The organism is Paenibacillus sp. IHB B 3415, assembly GCF_000802655.2.
GTDB lineage: Bacteria > Bacillota > Bacilli > Paenibacillales > Paenibacillaceae > Paenibacillus_AQ > Paenibacillus_AQ phytohabitans.
Window position 1 is genome coordinate 1 of the sequence record NZ_JUEI01000199.1, and the last position, 1,020, is coordinate 1,020.

Here is a 1,020-nt window from a genome sequence, read left to right on the forward strand (position 1 = left end):
ATTTTCTCCAGTGTCTCCAAAGAAATGTTGCGGTCCCCTCGTTCAACCCCGCCGATATAACTGTAATGAAGTGATGCTACTTCCGCCAGTTGTTCCTGGGTCCATCCTTTGGCTTTTCGAAGCTCACGTATCCGACTTCCTACACTTTCTGGTAAATTCACGGGATCACCTCAGATATGCTCAATCCTCAAAAGCTCGCCGTACCTCTCTAACAATCTTATTCAAAGTGTTTATTTGCTTAACACTCAACTCACTAACAGTAACCGCATACTCATCAATGGCTCCCCGCTGCGCGGCTTCGACCTCATTAAGATCATCAATATTATGAAAAAGTTCCAACGGTTGAATTTTCAAAGCGACTACTATCTTCTCCAGTGTATCTATAGAAAAATTCCGTTCCCCACGTTCTACGGCCCCTATGTATGCATCATCCAAGTTGGAGAGTTCTGCTAACTGTTGTTGTGTTAGTCCTTTTGCTTTTCTTATAGCTCGAATTCGATCTCCGACAGTATTCCGTAAGTCTGTCATAGTAATCACCTTTTCCAAAGGTTAAGAGGGCAAAATACTACTAGCGGTGAGAAGAAACCCATTATCGATATTAAGCGGGGAGTTATAATCTTTGTAGCATTTTTAAAGGTCGTGCTTCTTTTCTTCCCAATCCAAAACCGACTTTAGTACACTAAGCGCCATCTCCTGGTCTGCTGATGGACGTTCAATAAGTAACTCTACAATTTGACTAATTGCATCCTTCTGCTTCATGGGTCCAATGTAACGGAACAATTCCTCTAATGATATACCCAGACCTCCAACTACTTTTTCCAAAGTCTCAAGCGTAAGGTTCTTCTCTCCACGTTCTACTTGTCCCACATAATTCGTATGTAAACCTGACCGTTCTGCAAGCTGCTCTTGCGAAAGGTTTATTTCTTTGCGTACTCTTCGAATACGTTCTCCAATTCTTTGTACAAGCTCGGACTTGGATTCATCTGGCATCTTGGCTCACCCCATGGAGTAGATATTTCT

Annotated in this window: 3 protein-coding genes; all 3 read right to left on the reverse strand. The window is 42.5% G+C overall.

Annotated elements, in window-relative coordinates; all coding sequences use genetic code 11:
• Nucleotides 1-161: helix-turn-helix domain-containing protein (locus tag QW71_RS39560; RefSeq protein ID WP_152679949.1), on the reverse strand; the 161-nt coding region annotated here is incomplete at its 3' end.
• A gap of 19 nt (nucleotides 162-180) precedes the next feature.
• Nucleotides 181-528, reverse strand: coding sequence for a helix-turn-helix domain-containing protein (locus tag QW71_RS36140; protein WP_039310963.1), 348 nt, complete (start codon nucleotides 526-528; stop codon nucleotides 181-183).
• Between the two features lie 102 nt (nucleotides 529-630).
• Nucleotides 631-990: a helix-turn-helix domain-containing protein gene (locus QW71_RS36145; protein WP_039310966.1), complete on the reverse strand. Its 360-nt coding sequence runs from the start codon at nucleotides 988-990 to the stop codon at nucleotides 631-633.
• Between the last annotated feature and the right edge of the window lie 30 nt (nucleotides 991-1,020).

Excerpts from the sequence above, each read along its gene's own strand:
- QW71_RS36145 (WP_039310966.1), bottom strand. The coding sequence starts at position 990 with ATGCCAGATGAATCCAAGTCCGAGCTTGTACAAAGAATTGGAGAACGT.
- QW71_RS36140 (WP_039310963.1), bottom strand. The coding sequence starts at position 528 with ATGACAGACTTACGGAATACTGTCGGAGATCGAATTCGAGCTATAAGA.